Genomic DNA, 17683 nt, shown 5'->3' with positions numbered 1-17683 from the left:
CGGGAGACCGTCAGACGGGAAAGGGCGGGGCACGTGGTGATGCCGCAATCGGGCAGAAGTCATGCAGGCGTGCCGTGATATGAAGGGCGGTGACCGTATTGGACATCCGCACGCGATGGATCAGGGGCAATTCCGGTTCGACGGGCAGGCCGACCGCATGATTGCCAAGGCCGCAGATCGCGCACTGGAAACCTTCATAGGCACTGGAATGGGGGGATGATCCGCTTTCTTCTGTAGCAGCGGCAGGGACGGATATCGTCTTGATGCCATTGGCTGTACAGATGATCAGCGGAATAAAGTTCTGATCGGCGTTGCCTGCGGCAACGGCCGGTGTATTGGCAAGCGCGACCGGCGCATGCATAAAGCCGAACATCAGGGCATTCGCCAGCAAAAAGCACGCGACAGCAACCGACAGGCTGCGTCTGAGTGCCGAATATGTCTGGCAGGTTTTGATCACGGCTTTCAATCCATTCCGGAAAGATACACGCCCTCAATAATCCCTTGAAGACGGGGTGTCAAAACTTGTTGGTGTGAACCACTTATCACCGATTTTTTATAATCGTTCCTGTAATAATTGAAATCCGTTGGTTTGCCTTGGATACGGGGAAAGGTCGTCTTGATCCAACGTTCGGAAAGCCAAGGAAATTCCGTCCCCGGTTTACACGGCTTGATCGCGATTATGGCTATCGCGTCCCCCATGATGCTGTTGGCAAATAGTTTTCGGCGAAAACCCCGTTTCGGATTAGGCTGTTCATCCTGCTTTGGCCATTCGGGGAGAAACCGATATGCAAGCCGATCAGCCCGGCGGTATGCGATTGCACACAAAGCCTTTGTGGTCGGCTGAGCGTGTCAACCGCGCGGTGCTGGCGTTAACCGTGACCGGGATTGTTGCGCATTTTGCCCTGATGCCGATAGGAATGGCACCGGTTTTCGGGGTTGCGGCAACGGATTGGCCGTTATTTATTCTTTTGGCCTTGGGCGGCGGGGTTTTGCTTTTTGAAATTGCCCAGAAGGTGCTGCAACGCGATTTCGGGGCGGATTTTCTGGCCGTCATTGCCTTTATCACCGGTGTTATTCTGGGCGAATATCTGGCGGCGTCGCTAATTATCCTGATGCTAAGCGGTGGTCAGGTTCTGGAAGCCTTTGCCATGCGAAAGGCGTCATCGGCGCTGAACGCGCTGGCGGATCGCATGCCGACAATCGCGCATCGCAAAGATGGTGAAAACATCACCGATATCGGACTTGATGATATTGCCATCGGCGACCTGATTGCCATTTTTCCCCATGATACCGTCCCGGTGGACGGGGTGGTTGTGGATGGTCATGGCAGCATGGATGAAAGCTATCTGACCGGGGAACCTTATGTTGTCAGCAAGGCACCCGGGGCATCGGTGCTTTCGGGGGCGATCAATGGTGATGCGGTGCTGGTGGTCCGGGCCGAACGGCGTGCACGTGAGTCGCGCTATGCCCAGATCATGCAGGTGATGCAGGAAGCCGAACAAAAACGCCCGAAAATCCGGCGGCTGGGCGACCAGATCGGTGCATGGTTCGCGCCCTTCGCGCTGCTGGTGGCGTTTGCTGCCTGGTATCTAAGCGGCGATGCTGTGCGGTTTCTGGCGGTTCTTGTCGTGGCAACACCCTGTCCGCTTTTAATTGCCATTCCGATCACGATCATGAGCGCGATTTCCATGGCGGCAAGGCGCGGGATCGTGATCCGCGATCCGACGGTTCTGGAACGGTTGCCAACCTGCAGAACCGCAATCTTCGATAAGACCGGCACCCTGACTTACGGGCGTCCGGAACTGGTCGAAATCCTGCCGGCTGCGGGGAACTCGGCCAACGATGTTCTGCGGCTTGCTGCCAGTCTGGAACGGTATTCCAAACATCCATTGGCGATGGCGGTTCTGGCGGCGGCGGATGCGCGAATGCTTACACTGGGTGATGTGGTGCGGGTTTCGGAAAAACCGGGCCAGGGTTTGACCGGTGTAGTTGATGGCCACGAAATTGCGGTGACTCATCGTAAAAAGCTGATTGCAGGCGATCCGGCGATGGTCGATATCCTGCCGCCCAGTGTCAGCGGGCTGGAATGTGCGATCATGATAGACGGGGCTTATCGTGCGACCTTTCGTTTCCGCGACAGTCCGCGTTCGGACGGCAAACATTTTGTCGGCCATCTGGCGCCGATCCACCATTTCAAAAAGATCATGCTGTTATCTGGGGACCGCGAAAGCGAGGTCAGCCATCTTTCGCAATTGCTGGGTATTCAAGAAAGCCTTGCATCGCAAAGCCCGGAACAAAAGGTTGCCATCGTACGCCGCGAGGCGGCAAGCGCACCGACGCTTTTCATGGGGGATGGCATCAATGATGCCCCGGCATTGGCGGCGGCAACCGTTGGCATCGCCTTTGGCAAGCACAGTTCGGTTACCGCCGAGGCCGCAGGTGCCGTGATCCCCGAAAGTTCGCTGCAAACCGTCGATGAACTGTTTCATATCAGTACCGCCATGCGCCGTATTTTATTGCAAAGCGTGATTGGCGGTATGGTGTTATCGATCATTGCCATGGGCTTTGCCGCCTTTGGCCTCATCAGCCCGGTGACAGGGGCAATTCTGCAGGAAGGTATTGATGTTATTGCGATCCTCAATGCTTTGCGCCTTGCACTTGTGCGTAACATCAATGCAGATTTGGTAGGGGATGAGGGCGAGTACAGGCTATAGTTGCAACTGGCGTCTTTGAAGCAAAGGAACAGGGTAATGACACTTATCGTGAATGACGGCACGCCGGAAATGCGCGGACTTCTGGGAAAGGGGCGCAAACGGTTGCGCATCGTCGGACTGGTTTTGCTGGTGCTCGGTATCCTTGCCGTTGCCTTTCCGTTTGCGACCACAATTGCCTTTAAAACCGTGATCGGCTGGTTGTTTATCATTGGGGCTGTCGGGCACTTTTACGGTGCATGGAATGCCGATACCCCGACACGACGCTGGATCGACATCGTTCAGGGTGTTTTGTTCGGGCTTGTTGGCGGGTGGCTTGCGTTCTTCCCGCTGACCGGGATTGTGACCCTGACGGTTTTGCTGGCGATCGCCTTTATCCTGCAGGGGATTCTCGAGCTCGTCATGGCGTTTCGGCTCAGCCAGTTTCCCGGTTGGAAATGGATGCTGTTCTCTGGCGGGATTGCCGTACTTGCCGGTATCCTGATATTCGCCGAGCTGCCAAGTTCGGCCACATGGGCCATAGGGCTTTTGCTGGGTATCAATCTGCTGTCATCGGGTTTCAGTTACCTGATGGTGTCGATGGCGATGGGCAAGGTTTCCGTCCGCTAAAGCCCGTCGGTCATGGATCATGCGGAAAGGCGCCGGGCGCGATCAATTCAAGGTCAAGTTCCTTCATCACGACCTCAATCGGGGTGATGATGGTTGTGCCCGGATCGCGCGCGGTACTTTCCGATCCGGCAAACAGCAACCCGACGCAGACATTGTCATCGTCATAAACCAGCGAACCGGAATCACCACCGCGTGAAAAATCACCCTGACCCAGCGGTTGGGAAATGATCACCTGATCGACGAAAACCGCGTTTCCGGCTTCGCCGTAATTGACCTGAACGGTGGCATAAAGACCCTGTATCGATCCCTTGGTATGGCCGGTGGTGCGCCCGGTTTTATGAACTGCCGTGCCAAGGTCGCCATCGCCAAGATTGCGGGTTTTTCCCGGTGTTTCCGGCCCGATATTCTGCGTGTGCCAGCGGACATATTCGGTCGCGGGTTCAAGCGGTGCGGCAATCGCCGCATCCATACGGTTTTCGGCATTGTCGCGAAAATCGATCGGTACAAACCGGGCCAGACCGGCAATCACATCATTCGGATCATGGCCACCATCGGCGATGCCCGGTTGCAGGATGGCATCGCCCGGCCGCGCATCGTTCGAATTGGCCAGAACATGATTGTTCGACAGGATGACGACCGCCCCGCTACGCCGGTCACGCATCAGTCCGCCCAGGGTTCCGGCGGTGATATCGGCATGCCCAATGCTGATGCCGCTGGTGGCCGGACGTTCGCGCGCGGTTAACGGGCGGCGCGAGAAGCTTGCTTCCTGCACATCGGTAATGAAATCGACCGTGCCACCGCTACTGGCGGGGTGCTGTACCAGATTGGGGATGCGGTGCGACAGTGCAAGCTGGCTTGCCGCGATTTTCCGGTTCACGAAAATGACGATGGCAAGCTCGCCCGTATCAGTGCCCTTGACGGTTTTCCGACCCAGCGAATAACCGTTTATCTCGCCGCGTTCCAGCAGCGGATCGAACTGGTTGGTTTGACGGATGAAGTCCCGATATTGCGCAAAATTGGCCCGTGTCATGGTTGGAATTCCCTATTGCTGTTATCACGGCTTGCCCCGGATTATTCCGGCTTTCATCGCCGGTTTTATTCAGCATGGCAGGGGTTTATGGCACTCAGAAGGCTGTAAAACCCTTGCTTGGGATCAACTCTACGTCGTAGCCGTCAACATCATTGGGAACGCCGTCTGGCCAGCCGGGACAGGATACATAAACATGAATGCATTGGCGGTCGGGATGGATGCGCGACACACCGGCCGCCACGCCAACCACACCCGAGGCCGCCATAACCTTGGCCCGGCAATGTTCTATCGCTTCCTTCAGGGGTGGACGGGACATCGGTTTATCCTCTTATGTGTCGGCTCATCTCGCCCTTCGGATATGGGGTGAAAGGTCGCGTTGGTCAAACGCGCTGTGCCCATTGCCTTAAAATGTCCGAAGGCCTGTGGTCGGCAGCAGGATGGAATAAAGCGATCCGGTCGCGGTGATGAACAGGCGATTGTTTTTCGGGCCGCCAAAACAGACATTCGATACCCGTTCAGGCACAAGAACCTTGCCGATCAGATCACCGGTATCGGACAGGCAATGCACACCATCGGTGGCGCTGCACCAAAGCCGTCCGGCATTGTCCAACCGGAAGCCGTCAAACAGCCCGTTGCTGCATTGGGCAAAAACTTCGCCACCTGCAAGGCTGTTGTCATCGCGGACATCGAAAACCCTTATGTGGCGTTCGCCGCTTTCGAAATGGGTGGCACCGGTATCGGCGATGTAAAGTTTGCTTTCATCGGGTGAGAATGCCAATCCGTTGGGGCGTTTGAAGTCATCGGCAACGCGGGTGATTTTGCCTGTCACGCCGTCAATCCGGTAGACGTGGCAACCATCGATTTCGGGTTCGGCGCGAAAGCCCTCATAATCGGAATCAATGCCATATGCCGGATCGGTAAACCAGATCGAGCCATCAGATTTGGCGACAAGGTCATTGGGGCTGTTGAACCGTTTGCCCTCATAACGGTCGGCCAGAACGGTCAAGCGACCATCATGTTCGGTACGTGTAATGCACCGCCCGCCATGTTCGCAACTGATCAGCCGACCCTGCCGGTCGACGGTATTACCATTTACATAACGATCACGCCCGCCCATCAGAATGCCAGTCTGACCTGTAGTCTCGTCAAACCGCATCAGACGGTCATTCGGTATATCGGAAAACACCAGCGATTTAAGCGCAGGGAAATAGGCGGGGCCTTCGGTCCAGCGGCCACCTGACCAGAGTTTTTCGATCACCGCACTGGTTTTCACCAGCGTTTTAAACCGCGGATCAAGGATTTCAAAATCCGTTTCGGCCATATCGGTTTCCTTCCTGTAGGGCGAGTGCTACAATATTCATAGCAATAAAAGGCCAATTCGGCAAATGCTACCATTTGTGTAGCGCGTAAGAGGGACCGAAGGATGAAAATACCTGCCCCCGGAAAACCCGTTCGCGGTTCGCAAAGCGGCGCGCCGATCATGGCACTATTCGATCTTTTGGGGCGGCGTTGGGCGATGGGAATTGTCTGGACCCTGTCCGAACAGGGTCCCTGTACCTTCCGCGAACTTCAGGAAAAATGTGATAACCTGTCGCCCACAACGCTCAATACGCGGATCGCCGAGCTGCGCGCTGCCTGTCTTGTTGATCACGATGCCACGGGATATCGCGTTACGCCGCGAGGACGGGAACTTTATGAAATGCTGGTGCCTTTGGGATTGTGGGCGAAAGAGTGGGGGAAAGACCTGTAAGGTGTCCCCGGTACTCAATCCTGACCGGGGCGCAAAAATGTGCGCGTCTGTTCAATCGCTTCGCGCATGCCGACCCGTTGGACATTGACGTCTTCGGGGAAGGCACCCAGCAATCGCGACGGCATCCGGTTATCAAGCAGCACAAATACCCCACGGTCTTCCGCGCGGCGAACAAGGCGACCAAAGGCCTGCTTCATTCGCAGACGGGTCAGCATGTCGTCATAGCGTGCCCCATGAAATGCGGCCTTGCGAGCCCGGTGCAGGATATCGGGGCGGGGCCATGGCACGCGATCAAAGACGATAAGGCGGAGGCTATCCCCCGGCACATCGACCCCGTCGCGTACCGCATCGGTACCCAATAGACAGGCATCGCGTTCAACCCGGAAAATATCAATCAGGGTGGATACATCCATGCCGTCAATATGCTGCGCCAGAAGTTGCAACCCGGCATCATCTAGCGGCCCGGTCAGGCGTTCGTAAACCGCGCGCAAACGGTTGATCGCGGTAAACAGGCCTAGTGCACCGCCACCGGACGCGAGAAACAGTTCGCGATAGGCGGCTGCCACATGGTCGGGGTTATCGCGCCCAAGGTCATTGATGATGAAAACCTTGGTCTGTTTGGCGTAGTCATAAGGGCTCTTCATCGCCGCCCGGATCGCAGGCATCGGCATGTGCGATGCCCCGGTGCGATCTTCGGCGACACCCCAGTCAAACATTTCATCGCCCGTGCCGTCACGGAGCGTGGCCGATGTGATCACAAGCCCATGGGCTGAGGGCGCCAAGGCCGCGGTCAGGGGCAGTGTGGGGTCGATATGATGGCGGTGCATGCCAACATCGAAATCGCGGCCAAACTGCCGTTCAATGGCAAACCAGTCGACAAATTCCGGTGGGGTGGCATCGACAAGGCTTTCAAGCATGCCGCGCCACGCCGCCACCTGCATGATCGCACGCCGTTCAAGGGAACGGATCGCGGCATCAAGACGCTGGCGTTCGGCACTTTCAAGCTCGTCTGCCTTTTCATCCAGCATATGGGCGATGATCTTGATCAGGGCCTTGGCCGGTTTTTCAAGGGCGGCCAGCGCACGATCAAGATCGGCCGCACTGGCCAGAACCGGGTCAATGGCCGGTTTGCAATCGGTTTCAATCGAATAACCCCGGTCGCCTTCGGCGGCACGTGCCATGACCTGTGCCCGCACATGGGCAAGGAACAATTCCGCCGGGCCCTTGGCATGTTCGGCCCCGTCATGAATGCGCATCAGCCAGCCCTGTTCGGGCAGGCATTGGGCTGCAACAATCACGGCATTGACGGCATCGCGGAGTTCGTCCCGATCCATGATCAGGGTTTCAAGCCGTTGCTTAAGACCACGGGCACGCGACTGGCCCTTGTTTTCGGCCCCCAGTAACCAGCGACGTAGCTCCGCCCCTTCCTGCCCGGTGAGGTGGGCGGAAAAGGCTTTGTCGGCGGCGTCAAAAAGGTGATGCCCCTCGTCAAAGACATAACGTGTCGGCATCGATGCATCGTCAAGCCCGCCAAGGGCGGCCTGAACCATCACCAATGCATGGTTGGCGACAACGATTTCTGCGGATCGTGCACGGCGCACGGTTTTTTCAACAAAACAGCGCGAATAATGCGGGCAGGCGGCATAAATGCATTCGCCGCGCTGATCGGCCAATGCACCGGTAAAACGGTTGCCGATCAGTTCCGTCAGCCATGCCGGGAAATCACCGCCAACCATGTCGCCATCGCGCGTTTGCGATGCCCAGCGCGCCATCAGCCCCAGCGGGATCGCCTGATGGGGTTGTTGCGCCAAGGGTCTCTGGGCTTCTTCGAAATTCAGAAGGCACAGGTAATTTTCGCGACCCTTTCGGACAACCGCCTTCAGGCGTTTGTCCTTGGGATCGTCATAAAGACGATTCAGTTCCTGATCGATCTGACGTTGCAGGTTGCGGGTATAGGTTGAAATCCATACCGCCCCGTCATTCTTTTGCGCCCAGATCGAGGCCGGGGCAACATAACCCAGCGTCTTGCCCGTCCCGGTCCCTGCCTCGGCCAGAACAATATTGGGCGTGCCTTCGGCGGTTCGGGGCGCGAAGGCCGAACAGACGGCGGATGCATAATCAGCCTGTTGGGGGCGTTCCTCGGCCCCTTCGCCCAGAAGCTTTTTCAGCCGTTCACGGGCATCCTTGGGATCGACCGGAATATTGCCGGGCGGCGGCGGTGGGGCATGTTCGGCCCATTCGCCCATTTTCTTCCAGACTTTAAGCCCTTCATAGACGGCAAATTTATGTGGCCCGTCACCATCCGCACCAAGGGCGGCCAGAACCGGTACCCCCCACATCCAGTGTCCGCGCGCCATTGGCCATGCGATGGAAAGTGCACGTGCACGTTTTTCACGCGGCAGGGTGGCAAGTTCCTGCAACAATCGTTTCATCGCCTCGGCCAAGGCTTCGGCCTGTCCGATCAGATCATCAGACGCCCGCTGCCCGGTCGCCATGGCAAGCCCGCGTGGGGTAGGGACGCAAAACTGCGCCGGGCGGACAAAGGCAAACAGTTCCAAAAGGTCATGGGCCGGAAACGGATCGGATTTCATCCGCCGTGCCGATGCCGGGGTATGCACAAGGATTGGACGTTGGGATCGCGCGCGTTTGGCGGCCGCGCCATGTGGTAGTTCCTCGACCTCGCCATCGGGTGACAGGAAAACAGCGTGCCGCAATCCGACGACCATGACAGGTGCGTCGGGCGGCATGAATTTTGGCGTGGGATCAGAACGATCATCGAACATTTGGGGGACTATAATCAGGTCCGGCCACTGGTGCCACCGGGGAAATTAACCTATCTTCGGATTTTCGCGTTTTCATTCCCAAAGATGGTGCGGGCGTTTCAATGGGCAAGGCAAAATCAGAGAACCAGTGTTTCTGGCGTGATGCCGGTTTGCCGTTTGTCGAGCTGCGCCGGGTCGATGACGGGCGGGCTGTTTGTTATGAACGCCACAGCCACGACACGTTTTCAATGGGCATCGTCAAGGGTGGGCGCAGTACCTATTGGAACCGGGGGAAGACCCATGAAACCGGCAAGGGATCGGTTGTTGTTCTCAATCCCGAGGATGTTCATGGCTGTAACCCGGTGCCGGGTGGTGGATGGTGCTATGATATGTTGTTTGTTGATCCGGCGTGGCTTCTGGATTTGCAAGTCGAAATCGATGCCGATGCAGCCGGGCGGTTTGCGATGTTTTCCGACACCATCAGCCATAATCCGGTGCTGTATTCCGGTTTGCAAAACCTTGCCGATACATTGATCAATCCTGATTGTGATCGGTTGGTCAAGGAAAGCACGATGGTTTCCTTCTTTGCCGATCTGCATGTGGTGCTGGACCGGCGCGGTATATTGCGCAGGGATACCGGTGCAACGGATAAAAACAAAATGGACCGGGTTGCGGACTATATCCGGGCCTATTGCGCCGAAGACGTCAATCTGGATGACCTTGCCGCTGTGATCGGGGTTTCGCGATCCTATCTGGTGCGCGCGTTCAAAAAGACACATGGCATGACGCCCTATGCCTATCTGATTAATTGCCGGGTCCAGAAGGCGCGCCATGCCCTAAAGCGTGGGGAGCGGATAGTTGACGTTGCCCTTGATTGCGGCTTTGCCGATCAGGCGCATTTTCAACGGGTTTTCAAACGCCTGATGGCGACCACTCCTCGCCAATATGCGATGGCGCATGTTGCCTGATGCCATCAGTTGACGATCAGATAAGCCGCACTTGCGATCAACAGGGCAGCCATGATCCGGTTAAACAGCCGGATATGGGCGGCATCATTTAAAAATCGTCCCAGAAACGCCCCGGCATAAGCCCAGCATGTGACCGAGGCAAAGCATACCGCGAAATAAAGCACGGTGAATTCCCATACCAGTTCCGGTGCGCCATTGGCGGCATAGGCCCCCATTCCGGCAACCGCCGCCAGCCATGCCTTGGGATTAACCCATTGCAGCAATGCCCCGGTGATCATTGATGGCCCCTTGTCCGCACGGGTTTTGCCAAGCGTCCCCGATGCGGTGGCAAGTTTGAAGGCCATGAACAGCAAAAAGGCGACCCCGGCCCATTGGATGATTGTCGTCAGGTTCGGGAAAATCACCAGCAATTCATGTAGTCCCAACCCGATCAAAAGCAGCAACAGGCAAAAGCCGCTGGTGGCCCCGAATACAAGGCGCAGGCTGGGACGGAAACCGTAATGCACGCCGGAACTCAGGATCAGGATATTGACCGGGCCGGGCGTGATGGAGGCGGCAAGCGCGAAGGCAGCCATTGAAAGATAAAGGCTTGGGGCGGCGGCAAGCATCGGGCGGCGTTCCTCTGGTGTTTTTGATTGATCCCAGAATGCGCCGCGGGCTTGCCGGTTTATTGAACGATATTGCCCTGCCTGTTGTAATCTTCCTTAAAGAAACGGCATCCGGGAGTTGGCCCGAATGCCGCCTTGGACGGATCAATTACCTCGGGGGAGGTGATCCGCTTGGTTTATGTCAGCTTCATCAGCTGTTCCGCACAGGCGTCGGCGATTTCCTTGGTCGGGGCATCGTTACCGGGCATGGTGGCCCAGCCGCCTTCAACAACGAAATCATCACGCTTGTAAGAGCTTTCCTCTTTAAGGGCGGCGAGCTGCATGGTCTGGTTGTTTGGTGTCTGGGTTTTGAACTGTGCCACACAGATCGGTGCAAGAGCGGTGATGACCGCATCCTTGCTTTGATTGTTGGCCATTTCGGTTGCAGCACTACCCGAAACGACCCAGCTTGCGCTAAAGCCGATAATTGTGATGGCAACCGCACCGATGACACCGCCCCAGATTGCGGGTTTTACCCAGACTGGAATTTCCATGTTCATAATATACTCCCATTGATTTTGTGAAATTTATAAACAATTGCTCGTTTTTATTTCACAAAACTAAATCACATGGGAATAATATTAGCAAATGAACTATATTTTTATATAATTGATGTGGCTGTTGTGTTTTTGAAAATTTGCGCGTTTCGATTTTTATTGTGGATTTATTTTGGTGAATATTATGTGTGTCCAAGCAGGCTAACGATCCAACCCGCCCCACCGGCAATCATCGCATAGCGTGCGGCTTTGCCAATTGTCACCAGCACGATAAAGGGCACAAAGCGCACCCGCATGATACCGGCAAACAGTGTCAGCGGATCGCCAATGATTGGCAGCCATGCAAGCAGGAGCGACCAAAGCCCGTATTTGCCAAACCAGTGTGACGCGCGATCAAGCGCACCGGGTGATACCGGGAACCAGCGGCGATCCCTGAAATGATCGATATAAAGCCCGAGTCCCCAATTGACGCATGATCCCATGACATTGCCAAGCGTTGCCACCACGACCAAAAGCCAGACGGCATAATCGCCCGATGCGACAAGGGCCGCCAGCGCTGCCTCGGACGTGCCGGGCAGGATGGTAGCGGAGGTAAAGGCCGAGAGCAGCAACGCAAAAAGCAAGGTCTGCATTCCGTCGGGGATTGGAGGAGAATGATCAGGATTTGATGGTGAATTTCTGAATATTTACCGGCTCGGCAAGAACTTCTTCGCCGCCCTCGGCAAATGCGCGCAGATAAGGTGTGTCGAAATGCAGCGCCAGATCTTCGTCAGAACGCCAGTTTTCATACGCCATCCAGATCGCCGGATCGTCGTTGGACTGGTGGATATCGTAGCTGATGCAGCCTTCTTCGGCACGTGACGGTTCGACAAGTGCGAGAAGACGTTTGCCAAGTTCGGCTTCCTTGCCCGGCTTGGCGCGTGCGATGGCGAGAACGGTAAGTTGCTGGGACATGGATGTTTCCTGTCTGATTTATATGGCAGTTTGATTGATCAGGATCATCGGGGCAGGGGCCGGATCGGGCAACAGTTAAATGCCTTTAAAAAAATAAAAGCCCGGTGCAGGGAGAGCACCGGGCTTGGCTTCGGCAGTTGCGGATCGGGGGAGGTCCCTGCCGAAGAGGGGGAGGTTTTCGATCAGACGATGTGCGAGGTTACGTCGACATTGCCGCGGACCGAGTTGGAGTAAGGGCATATTTTGTGAGCTTCTTCGACCAGCTTTTCCGCGTCGGCCTTATCAAGGCCCGGCAGCGAAACATGCAGGTCAACTGCAAGGCCAAAACCACCAGCCGCACGCGGGCCGATGCCGACAACAGCCTTGACTGAGACATCAGACGGAACTTTCGGGCCGCCCTGGGAGGATACGAATTTCATCGCGCCGATGAAGCAGGCTGAGTAACCCATTGCGAAAAGCTGTTCGGGGTTGTTGCCTTCGCCACCTGCACCGCCGAGTTCTTTTGGCGTGGTCAGTTTGACATCGAGGCTGCCGTCTTCTGTTTTCGCACGGCCGTCACGGCCACCGGTTGCACTTGCTGTTGCGCGATATTTGACATCTACAGACATGGTTTTCTTCCTTTGTTTGAACGTGATGGTTCGAAGGTTTCGATAAACCGGCTGATCAGGGCGTTGGTTCGGTTGTGCCCCAAGTGATATGTCGCCGGGTGGGTGGGGGCGCAACCGCGCCCCCGAAAGAAGTTGCAGAAAGTTCAGATCATTCGCCGTAGAAGGCGTTCTTCAGGAACTGGCTGGCCTGGGCGGTTGCGGCCTTGGCAGCCGGGGTATCGGCAACGGCATTGAGCATGACGAAATCATGGATCGTACCGTTATAGCGAACCGTGGTAACATCCACCCCGGCCTGACTGAGCTTGCGGGCATACGCTTCGCCCTCGTCACGCAGCACGTCATTTTCATCGGTGATGATCAGTGCGGGTGCCTGTCCGGCCAGCAAATCCTGCGGGGCGTGGATCGGCGTTACTTTCGGATCGGTACGGTCGGTTCCATCCGGCAGGTACTGGTTCCAGAACCATTCCATTGCCGCCTTGGTCAACCATGGGCCATTGGCAAATTCGGTATAGGATCCGTTTTCAAAATTCGCATCGGTCACCGGGTAGAACAGTACCTGAGCGATGATTTCCGGTCCTTTGCGCTGTTCAGCCAGCAGGGAAACAATCGCGGTCATGTTGCCACCAACACTGTCCCCGGCAATCGCCAGACGGGTCGGGTCGACGTTAAGCTGTTCGCTGTGATCGGCGACATATTTGGTGACAGCATAATCCTGTTCGATTGCGATCGGATATTTGGCTTCGGGTGAACGTTCATAATCAACAAAGACGACGGCGGCATTTGCCTGTACGGCGATTTCGCGGATCAGGCGATCATGGGTTTCCTTATCGCCCAGCACCCAGCCACCACCGTGGAAGTATACGACAACCGGCAGGCGGTCGGTGTTGCCTTCGGGGCGGACGATCCGGACCCGGGTTTCACCCGTCGGGCCGACTGGGAAGACGGTATCGGTGACGTCGGCGGCGCGTTTTGCAATCGGACCTGCCTGTGCGCCGGCCAGAACGTTGCGGGCGTCAGTCGGGCTGAGCGTGTAGATCGGTGCGCCACCCGAAGCGTTCAGGACATTGATGAAATTCTGAGTGTTGTTTTCGAGAACCGGATCGGCCAAAGCGGTCGTGGCGGTCAGGGTGGTTGCCAGAGCAATCGCAGCGGAGGCAACAGTCGTTTTGAATGTATTCATGATCTTGTTCCTTTAAGCTGTCTGTTTAGAGCCGCTGTGCGGCGTTTTCCGTTTCGATGATTTTGTTATAGCGAACGATTTAATCGTGCGCGATATAAATTTGAGAATACGAGCCATGCAATTAAATCGCTTGTAATTAAGTCGTGTGCGATATATTAATGTGGGTTTGATCTCAAAACGGCCCTTACGTTAAGCCGCAAAGCAGACAATCGGAGCGCCATCCGACAGCCCGGGCCGGACAAAGGAGGACGCCACCATGGACGATCATGATAGCAACGCGCTCAGGCTTGAAAACTTCCTGTGCTTTTCGGTCTATGCCGCCAGCCACGCCTTCAACCGTATCTATAAGCCGCTGCTTGACGCGCTTGAGCTTACCTATCCGCAATATCTGGTGATGGTGACCCTGTGGGAGCAGGATGACCAGCCGGTGCGCAGCATCGGTGAAAAGCTGTTTCTGGAATCCAGTACGCTGACACCGTTGTTAAAACGTCTTGAGGCGGCGGGGCTTGTCAAACGGACCCGCGATCCCAAGGATGAACGTTCGGTGCGCATCACCCTGACCGCGGCGGGCAAGGCACTGCGCCAAAAGGCGCTTGATGTGCCACGCTGCATTGGCGAAGCGGCTGAACTTGATCTTTCAACTGTCAAACGCCTGATCGATGATCTCGGCCAGCTACGCGATACGCTTGAAGCAAACGCATCGCGGAAATAGTGGAAGCAATCCGCATGTTGTGCGCTGACCCTAGCGTTTGCGTTTGTCGTGGTGATAGGTCAGTGCCCAACCCAGCACGGTCTTAACCGGTCCTTCGGGCAGGGGGCGATCCAGCGGCAGGATGATTGCCCGGTTGCCCTCGCATTGCAAAATACCTTCAAAATGACTGCGCACCCGGTCAATCAAGTCCGTCTGGCAATTGACATAGATGGCGATCTGACCGGGCGACTTTGCTTTCCAATCAGCGCGAATGGTGGAGCCCGACCGGGACGGCGTCAACCATGCGGGTTCGCCCCATTTCAGGGTTTCGGTGATCCTGCCGATTGAGGGATCATTCGCCGCCAGTTCGAAAATCCATCCCCGGACCTCCATCAACGCCGCGCCTGCTTTGCGGGGATAGGCGGCGAATTTGGCAGCCAATTCTACAGCCAGTCCGGGCGGGGGCCTTTTGGTGTTGATGGCAGCGGTTTGGGGCAATTGGTTCATGTTTCCGACCGGAATGTCTGGTTTTCTATCCCGTCAATATAGTCCGGATAAAGAAAGGGCGCGACATCCAACCGGACATCGCGCCAAGTTTGCTGTTTTAACAGCAGGGAGGCAAAGACAGACGTTCAGGCAACCAGTTTCCGAACATGCTGGCGCATTTTTGCCAGATGATTGGTATCAAGCGGCAATTGCAGGATGCTGCAATCGTCTTCCTGGCGGGCAAGGCGGGCGCGAAGCGCATCGGGGACGTTTTGCAGGCGCAGATCGACGATTTCGCCCGGTGTCACGGCAATGGCCGGGCGCACCACCAGATGGGCACAAGAAATTTCCGTTGCATTGCCCTGCCAGTTGCCATGATCCCCATCGGTCCGGGCGGCAACCGAAATTGCATGGCTTTCATAAGTGTCGTCATCGACATCATTGCTTTGCATGGCGCTCAGGAATATCTCGACCTCGCGGCTGAGCAGGGCGGCCTCGGCAGCGGTAGTGTTGGCCGCGTTATTAACTTCCTCGGCATCGGTTTTGACGTCTTCGACGCGACCGCGAATGCCGGTGATGTTGCTGGCAACGCGACGTGCGCTTTCGGAAACGAAATCGACACTGCGCGAGATTTCCTGCGTGGTGGCGTTCTGTTCCTCGATCGCGCCGACAATGGCCGATACATACTGGTCGATGCTGTCGACGATTTCGGAGACATTTGAAATTGCCTCGGCCGAGCTGTTGGAAACCTGCTGAATGCGGGCGACGCGATCCGAAATTTCCTCGGTCGCCTTTGCCGTCTGGTTGGCCAGCGATTTAACTTCGCCTGCGACCACAGCAAAACCTTTGCCGGCATCACCGGCACGGGCGGCTTCGATGGTGGCGTTCAGCGCCAGAAGGTTGGTCTGTTCGGCGATCTGGGTGATCAACTGCACCACCTGGCCGATTTCATCAGCAACGGTCTGCAAGCTGCGCATTTCGTTTTTCGAGGTTTCCGAATAGGTGACGGCATTGCGGGCAACATCAGAAAACTGAGTAATTTGCGATGAAATTTCGCCGATGGCGGCCACCATTTCCTCGGTCGCGGCACTCAATGCCTGCGCGTTGCCAGATGATTCTTCGGCCTCGGTCGCCACAGATGTTGCGAGATTGTTGGTATCGCCCGAGTTGGCATTTACAGTGTTGGCGCGCTCGACCATTTCTTCGGAACTGCCAAGGATACGGGCAAAGACCGCACCGATCGAGGACCCAAAAACACTGACCAGATGGTTGCGTTCGGCCTGACGTTGCTTTTGTTTTTCCTCGATCCGCTTATGAGCTTCTTCAAGCTCACGGGCACGGATCATGTTTTTCTGGAAAACCTTCATTGCAACGGAAATCTCGGCAACCTCATCCTCAAACCGGCTATTGGGGACGGGGGTGTCTAGCTTGCCATCGGCAAGTTCGCTAAGTGCGAAGGTCAGCCGCTTCATCGGGATCGAAATGCTGCGGCCCAGAAGTACCGCCATCAGGATGCCGAGCAATGTCGCCAGACTGGACAGAATGGCAATCATCATCTTGCCGTTGCGTTCGTCTGCAAGGGCCATATTCATAGAGGTTTGGGTAAAACTAGAAATCCGATTGAGCAGGTTTTCAATCTCGGTATTGAGGTTTTCCTGTTCCGCTTCGGTGCGGATCACGGCCTCGATCAGGCTGGCGCTGTTGATGTCACCTTTAGCGACGCTGTCAAAGATGCTTTCGACATGATCTTCATACACGCGATGTTCCGTTTCGATCCGCTCAAGCGCGCCGGAAACAAGATCAAATTCCAGCCTTGTTTCTTCAGACAGCGAGGTTTTCAGAAATTCATCGACCATGGCGCGAGCGGCGGCAATTTCGACATCGGTCTGGGCTGCGATTTCCTCGAAATGGTGACGGACGGTGTCAAAGATTTCGGTTTCCGCATGGGCGTTGACATTGCCGATGCGCAGGGCGCGTTCCATCAGGATGGCCTGTTCGAGCTGGTGTTGGGTAATTTTCTCCAGAAGCGCATTTAGCGGCAGGTCGCGATCAGCAACTTCTTCCAGTTCGTGGCCTATTTTCGTCATGGTATAGACGCCAAATCCGCCCACCAAGACGGTCGACAGGATCAAAAAGCCGACGAGGCTGAACAGGCGGTGCGAAATCCGTAATTTCCGAATAGCGGAGATCATGAGATTTACCCTTCCCATACTGGCTTCCGGTGCAGACCGGTAAAACCGAAGTGAATTGACTAAGCGGAAGTATAGTTATTTCCGTTAGCCGCCATATCCTCATATGGGGAGGTAAATGCGATACGTGTTGTTTTTTGACTGATAATTAAATCACGGGTTGCTTTCGTGCGAGAGGGCCGCTGCTAGATGCTTTGGAACAGAAGCCAGATCGCCGCACAACCCAGCACGACATGCTGGATCACCATCGCGGGCGCAATCAGGGCAAGGGTTCCGGTCAGTGTTCCCCATGCGTGAAGAAGGCGGGCAATCACGAAGGCCGCCGCAATCAGCCAGATGATGCCCGATGTTGCCAGAACAGCCTCGAGTGCCAGGACAACCAGAATGCAGAACGGGGCGTTTTCGGCAAAGTTGCCATGAGCCCGGATCCGGCGCAGCAGAACCTTGTCCCCGCCATCGCCAAGCGAAAGTTTAAGATCGCGCCGCCGCAGGGAAACATTCAGGCTGAGCGCAATCAACATCAGGGCAAAGATGCCGGTCAGGCAGACGGTGACGGGGATCGGCAGCATGAGTGTGGTCCTTTATAGTGTTATGATGGAAC

19 protein-coding genes are annotated in these 17683 nt (G+C 56.1%); 5 read left to right on the top strand and 14 right to left on the bottom strand.

What is annotated here, in order from left to right:
- Positions 1-10: 10 nt before the first annotated feature.
- Entirely contained in the window at positions 11-457 is a 447-nt protein-coding gene (locus tag AUP42_RS17045; protein WP_231858327.1) for a DUF2946 family protein, read from the bottom strand.
- 328 nt (positions 458-785) lie between these two features.
- On the opposite strand from AUP42_RS17045, the gene AUP42_RS17035 reads away from it, so the two are divergent.
- Both AUP42_RS17035 and AUP42_RS17030 read left to right on the top strand, forming a co-directional pair.
- The gene (locus tag AUP42_RS17035; RefSeq protein WP_197468307.1) at positions 786-2714 is read left to right on the top strand and encodes a heavy metal translocating P-type ATPase; all 1929 of its coding nucleotides are present in this window, start codon (positions 786-788) and stop codon (positions 2712-2714) included.
- A gap of 36 nt (positions 2715-2750) precedes the next feature.
- Positions 2751-3320 (top strand): HdeD family acid-resistance protein, encoded by a 570-nt coding sequence (locus AUP42_RS17030; RefSeq protein ID WP_062952776.1) that lies wholly within the window; start codon positions 2751-2753, stop codon positions 3318-3320.
- A gap of 10 nt (positions 3321-3330) precedes the next feature.
- Here AUP42_RS17030 and AUP42_RS17025 read toward each other — a convergent pair whose 3' ends face one another.
- The 3 genes from AUP42_RS17025 to AUP42_RS17020 form a co-directional block, all read right to left on the bottom strand.
- Positions 3331-4350: a hypothetical protein gene (locus tag AUP42_RS17025; protein WP_062952775.1), complete on the bottom strand. Its 1020-nt coding sequence runs from the start codon at positions 4348-4350 to the stop codon at positions 3331-3333.
- Between the two features lie 94 nt (positions 4351-4444).
- A complete protein-coding gene (locus tag AUP42_RS21445) occupies positions 4445-4666 on the bottom strand; it encodes a hypothetical protein (protein ID WP_156484645.1) in 222 nt (73 codons plus the stop codon).
- 87 nt (positions 4667-4753) lie between these two features.
- Positions 4754-5671 carry an SMP-30/gluconolactonase/LRE family protein gene (locus AUP42_RS17020; protein ID WP_062952774.1) on the bottom strand — a complete coding sequence of 306 codons (918 nt, stop codon included), beginning with the start codon at positions 5669-5671 and terminating at the stop codon, positions 4754-4756.
- A gap of 102 nt (positions 5672-5773) precedes the next feature.
- Here AUP42_RS17020 and AUP42_RS17015 point away from each other — a divergent pair, with 102 nt between their 5' ends.
- Positions 5774-6100 (top strand): winged helix-turn-helix transcriptional regulator, encoded by a 327-nt coding sequence (locus tag AUP42_RS17015; RefSeq protein WP_062952773.1) that lies wholly within the window; start codon positions 5774-5776, stop codon positions 6098-6100.
- A 14-nt stretch (positions 6101-6114) separates the two neighbouring features.
- Here the strand turns inward: AUP42_RS17015 and AUP42_RS17010 are convergent, their stop codons facing one another.
- A complete protein-coding gene (locus tag AUP42_RS17010; RefSeq protein ID WP_062952772.1) occupies positions 6115-8883 on the bottom strand; it encodes an ATP-dependent DNA helicase in 2769 nt (922 codons plus the stop codon).
- Positions 8884-8984: 101 nt separating this feature from the next.
- Between AUP42_RS17010 and AUP42_RS17005 the strand changes: the two genes are divergently transcribed.
- Positions 8985-9830: an AraC family transcriptional regulator gene (locus AUP42_RS17005; RefSeq protein WP_062952771.1), complete on the top strand. Its 846-nt coding sequence runs from the start codon at positions 8985-8987 to the stop codon at positions 9828-9830.
- A 5-nt stretch (positions 9831-9835) separates the two neighbouring features.
- Here AUP42_RS17005 and AUP42_RS17000 read toward each other — a convergent pair whose 3' ends face one another.
- The 6 genes from AUP42_RS17000 to AUP42_RS16975 all read right to left on the bottom strand — a co-directional run bounded on the left by AUP42_RS17000 (position 9836) and on the right by AUP42_RS16975 (position 13716).
- Complete coding sequence (locus AUP42_RS17000; RefSeq protein ID WP_082824824.1) at positions 9836-10438, bottom strand: LysE family translocator; 603 nt, start codon at positions 10436-10438, stop codon at positions 9836-9838.
- 176 nt (positions 10439-10614) lie between these two features.
- Positions 10615-10977, bottom strand: coding sequence for a hypothetical protein (locus AUP42_RS16995; protein ID WP_062952770.1), 363 nt, complete (start codon positions 10975-10977; stop codon positions 10615-10617).
- Positions 10978-11156: 179 nt separating this feature from the next.
- Positions 11157-11606 carry a YqaA family protein gene (locus AUP42_RS16990; RefSeq protein WP_062952769.1) on the bottom strand — a complete coding sequence of 150 codons (450 nt, stop codon included), beginning with the start codon at positions 11604-11606 and terminating at the stop codon, positions 11157-11159.
- Between the two features lie 25 nt (positions 11607-11631).
- Positions 11632-11928, bottom strand: a complete 297-nt coding sequence (locus AUP42_RS16985; protein WP_062952768.1) for a putative quinol monooxygenase — start codon at positions 11926-11928, stop codon at positions 11632-11634.
- A gap of 182 nt (positions 11929-12110) precedes the next feature.
- A complete protein-coding gene (locus tag AUP42_RS16980; RefSeq protein WP_062952767.1) occupies positions 12111-12536 on the bottom strand; it encodes an organic hydroperoxide resistance protein in 426 nt (141 codons plus the stop codon).
- Positions 12537-12684: 148 nt separating this feature from the next.
- A complete protein-coding gene (locus AUP42_RS16975; protein ID WP_062952766.1) occupies positions 12685-13716 on the bottom strand; it encodes an alpha/beta hydrolase in 1032 nt (343 codons plus the stop codon).
- 256 nt (positions 13717-13972) lie between these two features.
- Between AUP42_RS16975 and AUP42_RS16970 the strand changes: the two genes are divergently transcribed.
- Complete coding sequence (locus tag AUP42_RS16970) at positions 13973-14428, top strand: MarR family winged helix-turn-helix transcriptional regulator (RefSeq protein ID WP_062952765.1); 456 nt, start codon at positions 13973-13975, stop codon at positions 14426-14428.
- A 30-nt stretch (positions 14429-14458) separates the two neighbouring features.
- Here the strand turns inward: AUP42_RS16970 and AUP42_RS16965 are convergent, their stop codons facing one another.
- From AUP42_RS16965 to AUP42_RS16955, 3 genes are all read right to left on the bottom strand, one after another.
- Positions 14459-14848, bottom strand: coding sequence for a DUF1801 domain-containing protein (locus AUP42_RS16965; RefSeq protein ID WP_231858326.1), 390 nt, complete (start codon positions 14846-14848; stop codon positions 14459-14461).
- Positions 14849-15039: 191 nt separating this feature from the next.
- The gene (locus AUP42_RS16960) at positions 15040-17085 is read right to left on the bottom strand and encodes a methyl-accepting chemotaxis protein (RefSeq protein ID WP_062952763.1); all 2046 of its coding nucleotides are present in this window, start codon (positions 17083-17085) and stop codon (positions 15040-15042) included.
- 182 nt (positions 17086-17267) lie between these two features.
- Positions 17268-17651: an MAPEG family protein gene (locus AUP42_RS16955; RefSeq protein WP_062952762.1), complete on the bottom strand. Its 384-nt coding sequence runs from the start codon at positions 17649-17651 to the stop codon at positions 17268-17270.
- Positions 17652-17683: the final 32 nt, after the last annotated feature.

Source organism: Thalassospira lucentensis (assembly GCF_001613805.1).
Classification (GTDB): Bacteria; Pseudomonadota; Alphaproteobacteria; order Rhodospirillales; family Thalassospiraceae; genus Thalassospira; species Thalassospira lucentensis_A.
Note: the sequence above shows the minus strand (reverse complement) of the source record. Positions and strands in the feature narration are given on the sequence as shown.

What these genes read in the sequence shown, in the direction of transcription:
- AUP42_RS17035 (WP_197468307.1), top strand. Translation starts at nt 786, where the DNA reads ATGCAAGCCGATCAGCCCGGCGGTATGCGATTGCACACAAAGCCTTTG.
- AUP42_RS17030 (WP_062952776.1), top strand. Translation starts at nt 2,751, where the DNA reads ATGACACTTATCGTGAATGACGGCACGCCGGAAATGCGCGGACTTCTG.
- AUP42_RS17025 (WP_062952775.1), bottom strand. Translation starts at nt 4,350, where the DNA reads ATGACACGGGCCAATTTTGCGCAATATCGGGACTTCATCCGTCAAACC.
- AUP42_RS21445 (WP_156484645.1), bottom strand. Translation starts at nt 4,666, where the DNA reads ATGTCCCGTCCACCCCTGAAGGAAGCGATAGAACATTGCCGGGCCAAG.
- AUP42_RS17020 (WP_062952774.1), bottom strand. Translation starts at nt 5,671, where the DNA reads ATGGCCGAAACGGATTTTGAAATCCTTGATCCGCGGTTTAAAACGCTG.
- AUP42_RS17015 (WP_062952773.1), top strand. Translation starts at nt 5,774, where the DNA reads ATGAAAATACCTGCCCCCGGAAAACCCGTTCGCGGTTCGCAAAGCGGC.
- AUP42_RS17010 (WP_062952772.1), bottom strand. Translation starts at nt 8,883, where the DNA reads ATGTTCGATGATCGTTCTGATCCCACGCCAAAATTCATGCCGCCCGAC.
- AUP42_RS17005 (WP_062952771.1), top strand. Translation starts at nt 8,985, where the DNA reads ATGGGCAAGGCAAAATCAGAGAACCAGTGTTTCTGGCGTGATGCCGGT.
- AUP42_RS17000 (WP_082824824.1), bottom strand. Translation starts at nt 10,438, where the DNA reads ATGCTTGCCGCCGCCCCAAGCCTTTATCTTTCAATGGCTGCCTTCGCG.
- AUP42_RS16995 (WP_062952770.1), bottom strand. Translation starts at nt 10,977, where the DNA reads ATGAACATGGAAATTCCAGTCTGGGTAAAACCCGCAATCTGGGGCGGT.
- AUP42_RS16990 (WP_062952769.1), bottom strand. Translation starts at nt 11,606, where the DNA reads ATGCAGACCTTGCTTTTTGCGTTGCTGCTCTCGGCCTTTACCTCCGCT.
- AUP42_RS16985 (WP_062952768.1), bottom strand. Translation starts at nt 11,928, where the DNA reads ATGTCCCAGCAACTTACCGTTCTCGCCATCGCACGCGCCAAGCCGGGC.
- AUP42_RS16980 (WP_062952767.1), bottom strand. Translation starts at nt 12,536, where the DNA reads ATGTCTGTAGATGTCAAATATCGCGCAACAGCAAGTGCAACCGGTGGC.
- AUP42_RS16975 (WP_062952766.1), bottom strand. Translation starts at nt 13,716, where the DNA reads ATGAATACATTCAAAACGACTGTTGCCTCCGCTGCGATTGCTCTGGCA.
- AUP42_RS16970 (WP_062952765.1), top strand. Translation starts at nt 13,973, where the DNA reads ATGGACGATCATGATAGCAACGCGCTCAGGCTTGAAAACTTCCTGTGC.
- AUP42_RS16960 (WP_062952763.1), bottom strand. Translation starts at nt 17,085, where the DNA reads ATGATCTCCGCTATTCGGAAATTACGGATTTCGCACCGCCTGTTCAGC.
- AUP42_RS16955 (WP_062952762.1), bottom strand. Translation starts at nt 17,651, where the DNA reads ATGCTGCCGATCCCCGTCACCGTCTGCCTGACCGGCATCTTTGCCCTG.